Source organism: Pseudomonadota bacterium (assembly GCA_030860485.1).
Lineage (GTDB): Bacteria > Pseudomonadota > Gammaproteobacteria > JACCXJ01 > JACCXJ01 > JACCXJ01.
Genome location: JALZID010000338.1, coordinates 1 through 8,258, shown reverse-complemented (window position 1 = coordinate 8,258; position 8,258 = coordinate 1). Strand labels below are relative to the sequence as shown.

The following is an 8,258-nucleotide window of genomic DNA, read 5'->3' as shown; positions in this document are numbered from 1 at the left end:
TAACCCTTTCGATGAAGCTCGCTGGGTGAGCTGCTTGAGGGAAAACCTCACGAGCAGTTCTTATGGGGAGGGGCTGGAAACGGGCCGAGCCGTGACTCAGGTACCGCGCCAGTCCCTTACCCGACAGTTCAAGGGTAACGACGACCGCGCCAGCGGAAAGAAGGTCTACGTGCAGCTCAAGAGTGGAGCTCCTATCTGCGGACACGCAAAGGCGACGGACGCGAAGTCTTTGACGTGAAAGACGAGCGTCACGTCAATTACTGGATCAGCCAGCCGGTGGATGTGTATCTCGTTATCCGCCAGAAGGACGAAACGAGCGGCCAAGAAATCATCCGCTGGATGAACGTGACGCGCTACCTCAAGAACCGGAAGGACAAGAAAAGCCGTCAAGTCATCTTTGAGGGTGAGAAGCTCGACATGGAGGCGGTATGGAAGGTCCGGGATGCGTTCTTTCCGCCAATGCGGGCAAAGGCATAGAATGGATAGGGCAAAAGGATTGAGATGCTGTTTGTACCCGGTGAGGTGGCCGAGCTGGCCCGCGCCGAGCCGGCCGATGCCGCGGGCGTGTGGTCCTCTCAAACCATGAGCGGTCCCACTATGCCTACCCCCCATTGACCGATTACTTCCTTTTGACCATACTTCGTCATGATCCCAACGTTTGCGTCCAAGAGGGGACATCACACCATGACCAACACATCGAGCCCTCCGCCACCGCGCTACCGGCATGGTCGGGCTTTACGATCCCCAAGTCTCATGGCTTCGAGTCCGGCAGGTCAGCCGAGCCGGGGTGGGGAACGACCGGCGACATTTCGGCGGGCCGGGGTTCCTTCGTCGGCTGATTCGCGAGCTCAGTCTTCCAACATGGGAGCAAGTCAATGACGAAACGGCAACCGCGCTATAACCCAGAGGAGCACGCACGACGTGGTGATGACATCTACGAGCGCTCTGTCCGTCCTGAGGTCGAGGCCGGCAACCGCGGTAAGATCGTGGCGATCGACATAGACAGCGGGGCCTTTGAGGTGGCCGACGACGTGCTCACGGCTTCGGACCGCCTTCTGGCCCGATGTCCGAACGCCCAGACGTGGTTTGTGCGCATTGGGCATCGTGCAGTCCACCGTTTCGGGCCACGCACGGTCTCGGAGACGGCGTGATCACGGGGGTCGTCAACGCGAACCACGAAGCAACGATCCCGCTTATCGTCTATGCAATACACGGCCAGGAGGAAGCTATCGAAGCCATCATTGACACGGGTTTCACAGGGTTTTTGACGCTTCCCCCCATGCTCATCAAGGCGCTGGGTCCTCCTTGGCTTGGTCGTCAACGAGCGAAGCTCGGCGACGGAAGCGAGCGGTTCTTCGATGTGTATGCGGCAACCATTCTCTGGGACGGACACGTACGGACCGTGGAGACCGATGCGACCGACACGGAGCCGCTTGTGGGCATGTGTCTGCTTGCTGGGCATGAGGTGCGGATACAGGTGCTGGATGGCGGCAAAGTCACTATCGAAGGCCTGCCCTGACGAAAACTTGCAGCCCCATAGGTGGGATGATAAACGCCCGACATTTGAGGCGGTGTGTCATGCCAGCAGCGTGTGGGTGCAGTTGGCGACTAGGGTGATGCTATCCGGGCCGGGATTTACGCCCTCGTTATTCGCATCGTTGATGGCTTGGATGAGGGCGGCGTTGTCGCCAACGTCGCCGGGGCAGGGGATGTTGAAGTTGGCCGCCAGCGCGGGCGCCTGGTCCAAGGCCAAGAGCAGGGCACGGCCGCGAGCGAGCGTTTTCCACTGCCGCTGTAGCGCGCGCCGGGTGCGCCGGGGCAGGTGCAGGAGCTGGTCATGGTACCGGGCAAAGCGCGGGAGAAGCGCCGCCGGCAGGCGCGGCAGCAGCGGCTGGAGTCCGGGGCTTTCCTCCTGGCTTCGTTATTCTCTTCAAGCGAGTATAGTGCACGCTGGCGAGGTCCGTAAAGGGTAGGATGGGCAAAGCGTCGCGTGCCCATCGAATGGTAGATGGTAGCGTGCCCATAGCGTGCCCATCAACCTATTCGTAGTCCATGCCGGGTTGGCGGGCCTGTGCGCGAGGCGTGAGAAACGACCCCCCCGACATTTTGGCGGGTGTGTAATGCCGGGGTTCCTTCGTCACCTCGACCGACCGGTCCTGTTCGTCCGACGTCTGGACCCAGACCACGAACGCTAACAGAGAGGAGAACGTAATGTCCAATCCCGCGAAGGACACCAGAGCGACGATAATACCCTGCCTTCGTTATCGCGATGCGCCGAACGCAATCGAATGGCTATGCCGGACGTTCGGGTTTGAAAAACAGCTCGTCGTGCCCAATGCCGATGGGACGATAGGCCATGCGCAGCTCAGGTTTCGGCAACGGCATGATCATGCTCGGCTCCGTCCTCGAAGTCGAAACCGAGTTCGGCCGCCTGATAAAGCAACCCGACGAGATAGGAGGCTTCGAGACGCAAAGCGCCTACGTGGTCGTATCGGACGCCGATGCGATTTACGCCAGGGCCGAGGCCGCCGGCGCCGAGATCGTGATCGAGATCAGGGACGAGGACTATGGCGGGCGCGACTTCAGTTGCCGCGATCTCGAGGGGCACCTGTGGAATATCGGCACCTACGATCCGTGGTGAGAACCACTAAGACATCCAAGAGAGGACCGGACATTCGAATAGGTTCGGCTCGATGTCGAGTCCCGTGACCAGGCCCTTCCGCCTCGACTCCTCCTACCGCCCGGCGGGCGATCAGCCGGAGGCCATCGCCTCGCTCTGCGAAGGGCTCAGCGATGGGCTCGCCCAGCAGGCGCTGCTGGGGGTCACGGGCTCGGGCAAGACCTTCACGATCGCCAACGTCATCGAGGCCGTGCAAAGGCCGACTCTCGTGCTCGCCCCCAACAAGACGCTCGCGGCCCAGCTCTACGGGGAAATGAAAGGTTTTTTCCCCCAAAACGCGGTCGAATACTTCGTGTCGTATTACGATTACTATCAGCCCGAGGCCTATATGCCCGCCTCGGACACCTATATCGAAAAGGACGCGACCATCAACGAGCACATCGAGCAGATGCGTCTGTCCGCGACCAAGGCCCTGCTCGAGCGCCCGGATACCATCATCGTCGCCACGGTCTCGGCGATCTACGGTCTCGGCGATCCAAAGGAATACCACAGCATGGTGCTGCACCTCGTGCGCGGCGCGGAGGTCGAAGAGCGCGCCATCCTCCGAAGGCTCGCGGAGCTGCAATATACCCGCAACGACATCGAGCTGCACCGCGCGAGTTATCGGGCGCGCGGGGAGGTGATCGACATCTTCCCGGCCGAGTCCGAGTCGGAGGCGGTGAGAGTCGAGCTGTTCGACGATCGGATCGATTCCCTGTCGTTCTTCGATCCCTTGACGGGCGAAACACTGCGCAAGGTTGCGCGGCTAACGGTTTATCCCAAGTCCCACTACGTGACCAAACGCCAGACGATCCTCGACGCCATCGAGGCGATCAAGGTGGACCTGGCCGAGCGCCTGGAAGAGCTCCTTGTGTCGGGCAAGCTCCTGGAGGCCCAGCGCTTGGAGCAGCGCACACGCTTCGATCTGGAGATGATGCACGAGATCGGTTATTGCGCCGGGATCGAGAACTACTCGCGCTACCTCTCCGGGCGCAATCCGGGCGAGCCGCCGCCCACCTTGTTCGATTATCTCCCCGCCGATGCGATCCTGGTGGTGGACGAGAGCCACGTGACCATCCCCCAGCTCGGGGGGATGTATCGCGGCGACCGCGCGCGCAAGGAAAACTTGGTGGACTATGGATTTCGCCTGCCCTCGGCGCTCGACAACCGGCCCTTGCGCTTCGAGGAGTGGGAGCGACTCGCACCGCAGACGATCTTCGTTTCGGCGACCCCGGGGCCCTACGAGCTGGCACGCGCGGGCCAAGTGGCCGAGCAGGTGGTCCGCCCGACGGGGCTCGTGGACCCCGAGGTCGAGGTGCGCGAGCAGACCACCCAGGTCGATGACCTCCTCTCCGAGATCAATATACGGGTCAAGTCGGACGAACGCGTCTTGGTCACGACGCTCACCAAGCGCATGGCCGAGGACCTGACGGATTATCTATCGGAGCATGGCGTGCGGGTCCATTATCTCCATTCCGACATCGATACGGTCGAGCGCGTCGAGATCATCCGAGATCTCCGGCTCGGACGGTTCGATGTGCTCGTCGGGATCAACCTCTTGCGCGAGGGGCTCGACCTCCCCGAGGTGTCGCTGGTTGCGGTGCTCGATGCCGACAAAGAAGGGTTTCTGCGCTCCGAGCGCTCGCTCATCCAGACCGTGGGCCGCGCCGCACGCAACCTCAGGGGGCGGGCCATCCTCTACGCCAACCGGGTCACGGGATCCATGCAGCGCGCCCTCGACGAGATGGCGAGAAGGCGCAGGAAACAAACGGATCACAACCGCGTCCACGGCATCACCCCGCTCGGCGTGCACAAGGCCGTCGCCGACATCATGGAGTTGGCGGATCCCGAAGAGCGGCGCGCCCCCCGCCACAAGGTTGCCGAGCCACGCGCCGAGTACCGGGCCCGGTCTCCCGAGGCGGCAATGAAGCAAATCAAGAAACTCGAGGAGGCGATGTACCGCCACGCTCGCGACCTGGAATTCGAACAAGCAGCCAAGCTCCGCGACGAGATCGCCCGCATCCGATCGGAGGCCTTCGGCTTACCGTCGCGAAAGGTGGGATGAGGAACGCCCGGGCCGAATCCTTATCGACGAGCGCGCTCGAGGTGGGAAATCGAGGGGAGAAATTTTCTAATGTGCCGTGGGGCCCTGCTCCTCAGCAGCAGCGGTGCGGCCGGTTCCATTTGCGTTCCAGCTCGCGCCGGTAGAACTCGGCACGGGTCGGCGGGGGCCCGCCATCGGCGTGATGGCAGGCGCGGTGGGCGAGGTAGCGTTCGTAGGCGTCATCCCCGGCCAGGGTCCGCACTCGGCGCCACCACGACCAGAGGAGCGCGCGTATCTGCTTTATCGATTTCATGGGCCTCATCGATTTCATGGCCTATGACTATGCTACTCTACGACCCGCGGCGGCGTTGTTTCAAGCACACGCGCCGCGCGTCGGGTGGGCGAGGGTCGGGTCACCCGCCCGACGGCCGCAAGCCGAGGTGAGTCGCACACGATGGATGGGCACAGTGGGCAAGCGAGTGTCGGAGGGCTCTGTGAGGCAGAGAAGAGCCAACTCGTCGTCATCGATATTCAAACCAAGCTCGGCGCGGCGATGCCGGCCAAGGTGCTCAATCGGGTGCTGCAGAACACCAGGCTCCTGCTCCAGACTGCAGAGCTTCTGGACGTGCCGGTGCATGCCGCCGAACAATATCCCAAGGGCCTGGGCCCGCTCGAACCCAGGGTCCGCGAGTGCCTGCCTGCCGGTGTGCATCGTTGGGAGAAGACCGCGTTCTCGTGCGTCCGCGCGGACGGCTTTTTGGCGTCGCTGCGGGATGCCGGGCGTACGCACATCGTGGTGACGGGGATGGAGGCCCACATCTGCGTGCTCCAGACCGTCGTCGACCTCGTTGCCCATGGGTTCACGGTCTTCATCGCCGAAGACGCCGTGTGCTCGCGCAAGCTGGAGAACTATCAGAACGCCCTCCTGCGCATGCAGCGGAGCGGGGCTTCGGTGGTCAGCGCCGAATCTGTGGTGTTCGAGTGGCTCGGGGATGCGCGCCACGATCGCTTCAAGGCGGTGGCGGGGCTCCTGCCCTAGGCAACTTGCGGATCGCCCCGTCAAGTCTCCAACGTCCTCCCTCCCTGCCCGTGGCGATACCGGCGCCGGTCGTCGATCTGCGCGAGGTCACGAAGTCCTATGACGAAGGGGGCCGGGTGCGCGTGGTCCTGGATCGGATCACGGCTACCCTCCTGCAGGGCGAGGTCACGGTCGTCGTGGGCCGCAGCGGCTCGGGCAAGTCCACATTCCTGAACCTGATCGGCGGGATCGATGTTCCGAGCAGCGGTGCGGTATGGGTCGGCGGGGCCCGGATCGAGCGACTGAGCGAGAGAGAACGGACCCTGTTCCGCCGCCGGCGCATCGGTTTCGTGTTTCAGTCCTTCAACCTGGTACCTACCCTGACGGTGATCGAAAACCTGCTCCTGCCGCTCGAGCTGAATGGTTGGGAGGCCACGACGGCAGAGGCGCAGGCCCTGGGGATCTTGGATGAGCTCGGGCTCGCCGACCGGGCCGGGTCGTTCCCCGACCACCTATCCGGTGGGGAGCAGCAGCGCGTCGCGATAGCCCGGGCCCTGGTGCACGAACCGGATGTGCTCCTCTGCGACGAGCCGACCGGCAACCTCGATCTGGACACGGGGCGGGCGGTCATGGAGACCCTGGATCGGCTCGTGCGCCGGGCGGGCAAGACCCTGGTCGTCGTGACCCATAGCCGCGAGGTGATGGGGCTGGCCGACCGCATCCTGACCCTCGACCGGGGGCGTTTGATCGAGCTCGGACCATGAGCATCGCCCTCACCCAACGCCGGGGTGTCGATCCCTCCCGGCACGCCATCCGGTGGGCCTAGACCGCCATCGCTCGCGCCTGACACCGTGATACCACTGCGCGATGACCGCAGAGGGCACGCCGCTCCGCTCGTCACTGGTGCCCTCATCGTGATCTCTGTCCTGGTGTTCCTGTGGGAGTTGTCCCTGGGGCGGGACGAGCTGCGGCAGGTGATCTACGGCTATGGACTGATCCCGGCGGTGCTTTTCCGTGGCGTAGGCGTTTCCCCGGACATCGTCCTGTCGCCCAAGGCCGTGATGATCCTCACGTCCATGTTCCTGCACGCCGATCTCTTGCATCTCGGCGGCAACGTGCTTTATCTCTGGATCTTCGGCAACAACGTCGAGAAGGCCATGGGTCGTTTCCGTTTCACTTTGTTTTATCTCCTGTGTGGGGCGATCGGGGCCCTGGGTTACGGGCTGTTCGACCCACGCTCCACCGTGCCCATGATCGGGGCGAGCGGCGCCATCTCCGGGGTCCTCGGCGCCTACCTGCTGCTCTATCCTTATGCCCGGGTGCTCATCTTTCTGCCGTTCGGGATATTCTCGCAGGTCATCCGGCTGCCGGCCTTCTGGGTCTTGTGGTTCTGGTTCATCTTTCAGTTGATGAGCTTCACACTTTCGGAGGGGCAGCAGGGGGGCGTGGCCTGGATCGCCCACGTCGGCGGCTTCGTAGCCGGTATGGCGCTCATCCCGGCCTTCAAATACCGTGATGTGCCGCTACTCCAACCGCGCCACGGGTCACGGCGCTGGTATCGCAAGCGGGAGCGATGAGCGAGGTGATCTCCGGCGGGATCCGGGGGCGCCATTGGTCGTGATGGCGCGGGATTCGATCCTCAATCCCGCTTCCCGGGCGCCGATAGTTGCTCCGGTTTCCTTCTCGGCCCACCCCTGTATGCACCGACCCTTCCGCTCGCTGTCTCTGGCCATCACCCTCGTTTCCGGCGTCGCCGGTCTCCTCGTCCTACCGGATCCGGCCCTCGCCGATCCCCCCGATTGGGCCAAGGGCAACGGCCACCGCGCGCAGCATGCGGGAGACGGAAAACACGGAAAGCACCACCGCCATGGGCGCGACGAGGACCACGGCGACTATGACGATGAGGTCGTCGACTGGGACGACTTCCACGGATCGACCTATCCAGCACCGAGCTTTCGAGAGGCCGAGACTCGGCATCCCCGGGTGACGCGGCAGTCGCTGTTCGGCGGGGGCGTGTGTATCCCGCGACCGAGCGGCGCCCAGGCGGGGGCAGTGCTGGGTCAGGGCCTGGCATCGCAGGTGACGGGGGGTAACGCGACCTCGGCGGCGCTGGGCGGTGTATTGGGCGCCGTCCTCGGCAGCCAATTCGGCGGCGGCGCGAGTGCCGCCGATGAAGACTGCACCTACCAGGTCCTCGACGGTGCGGCCGATCGGGAGCGGATCGCGTGGGAAGACACCGCCTCCGCAACCCGGTACCAGCTGACACCCGTCCGCAGCTTCTACCGCAGCGGCCTGGCCTGCCGGGAGCTCGTGACCCAGAGGGTGCACCGCGGCAAGATCCGTGAAGTCAGGCGTACCGCCTGCCGGGATCGGGACGGGGCGTGGCGTATCGTGGACTAGCAGCCTGTCGGACTAAGGTTGAACGGTACAGCGGCGGCGCAGGTGCTGAGCGGGACCATCGTTGGTCGAACGGTCATTGATGCTGTAGGGACGGTGAAATGATGATGATCGGATCGATCCCTACCCGGTTTTCAACC

At 63.7% G+C, this 8,258-nt stretch carries 11 protein-coding genes and 1 pseudogene; 10 read left to right on the top strand and 2 right to left on the bottom strand.

Annotated elements, in window-relative coordinates; genetic code table 11:
• The 4 genes from M3461_21155 to M3461_21140 all read left to right on the top strand — a co-directional run.
• On the top strand, positions 1-238 hold a 238-nt coding region (locus M3461_21155; protein ID MDQ3776678.1), incomplete at its 5' end, for a hypothetical protein.
• Positions 235-477 carry a DUF4365 domain-containing protein gene (locus M3461_21150; GenBank protein ID MDQ3776677.1) on the top strand — a complete coding sequence of 81 codons (243 nt, stop codon included), beginning with the start codon at positions 235-237 and terminating at the stop codon, positions 475-477. The genes M3461_21155 and M3461_21150, both read left to right, overlap by 4 nt.
• Positions 478-875: 398 nt before the next feature.
• On the top strand, positions 876-1,151 hold the full coding sequence (locus M3461_21145; GenBank protein ID MDQ3776676.1) for a hypothetical protein: 276 nt from the start codon (positions 876-878) through the stop codon (positions 1,149-1,151).
• Entirely contained in the window at positions 1,148-1,519 is a 372-nt protein-coding gene (locus M3461_21140; protein MDQ3776675.1) for a clan AA aspartic protease, read from the top strand. The genes M3461_21145 and M3461_21140 overlap by 4 nt, the downstream gene beginning before the upstream one ends.
• 57 nt (positions 1,520-1,576) lie before the next feature.
• Here M3461_21140 and M3461_21135 read toward each other — a convergent pair whose 3' ends face one another.
• Positions 1,577-1,747, bottom strand: coding sequence for a hypothetical protein (locus tag M3461_21135; protein MDQ3776674.1), 171 nt, complete (start codon positions 1,745-1,747; stop codon positions 1,577-1,579).
• A 464-nt stretch (positions 1,748-2,211) separates the two neighbouring features.
• Here M3461_21135 and M3461_21130 point away from each other — a divergent pair.
• Together M3461_21130 and uvrB are read left to right on the top strand one after the other, a co-directional pair.
• Positions 2,212-2,641 (top strand): annotated as a pseudogene (locus M3461_21130) (VOC family protein).
• 64 nt (positions 2,642-2,705) lie between these two features.
• On the top strand, positions 2,706-4,724 hold the full coding sequence (uvrB, locus tag M3461_21125) for an excinuclease ABC subunit UvrB (protein ID MDQ3776673.1): 2,019 nt from the start codon (positions 2,706-2,708) through the stop codon (positions 4,722-4,724).
• 91 nt (positions 4,725-4,815) lie between these two features.
• On the opposite strand, the gene M3461_21120 is transcribed toward uvrB, so the two are convergent.
• Positions 4,816-5,016 carry a YbdD/YjiX family protein gene (locus M3461_21120; GenBank protein ID MDQ3776672.1) on the bottom strand — a complete coding sequence of 67 codons (201 nt, stop codon included), beginning with the start codon at positions 5,014-5,016 and terminating at the stop codon, positions 4,816-4,818.
• A 141-nt stretch (positions 5,017-5,157) separates the two neighbouring features.
• Here M3461_21120 and M3461_21115 point away from each other — a divergent pair, with 141 nt between their 5' ends.
• The 4 genes from M3461_21115 (at position 5,158) to M3461_21100 (ending at position 8,121) form a co-directional block, all read left to right on the top strand.
• On the top strand, positions 5,158-5,742 hold the full coding sequence (locus M3461_21115; protein ID MDQ3776671.1) for an isochorismatase family protein: 585 nt from the start codon (positions 5,158-5,160) through the stop codon (positions 5,740-5,742).
• A 56-nt stretch (positions 5,743-5,798) separates the two neighbouring features.
• On the top strand, positions 5,799-6,485 hold the full coding sequence (locus M3461_21110) for an ABC transporter ATP-binding protein (protein MDQ3776670.1): 687 nt from the start codon (positions 5,799-5,801) through the stop codon (positions 6,483-6,485).
• An 87-nt stretch (positions 6,486-6,572) separates the two neighbouring features.
• Positions 6,573-7,298, top strand: a complete 726-nt coding sequence (locus M3461_21105) for a rhomboid family intramembrane serine protease (GenBank protein ID MDQ3776669.1) — start codon at positions 6,573-6,575, stop codon at positions 7,296-7,298.
• A 121-nt stretch (positions 7,299-7,419) separates the two neighbouring features.
• The gene (locus tag M3461_21100; protein MDQ3776668.1) at positions 7,420-8,121 is read left to right on the top strand and encodes an RT0821/Lpp0805 family surface protein; all 702 of its coding nucleotides are present in this window, start codon (positions 7,420-7,422) and stop codon (positions 8,119-8,121) included.
• Positions 8,122-8,258 lie beyond the last annotated feature (137 nt).

Bases quoted from the DNA above. Each gene is read 5' to 3' on its own strand.
- M3461_21145 (MDQ3776676.1), top strand. From the start codon at position 876: ATGACGAAACGGCAACCGCGCTATAACCCAGAGGAGCACGCACGACGT.
- M3461_21100 (MDQ3776668.1), top strand. From the start codon at position 7,420: ATGCACCGACCCTTCCGCTCGCTGTCTCTGGCCATCACCCTCGTTTCC.
- M3461_21115 (MDQ3776671.1), top strand. From the start codon at position 5,158: ATGGATGGGCACAGTGGGCAAGCGAGTGTCGGAGGGCTCTGTGAGGCA.
- M3461_21120 (MDQ3776672.1), bottom strand. From the start codon at position 5,016: ATGAAATCGATAAAGCAGATACGCGCGCTCCTCTGGTCGTGGTGGCGC.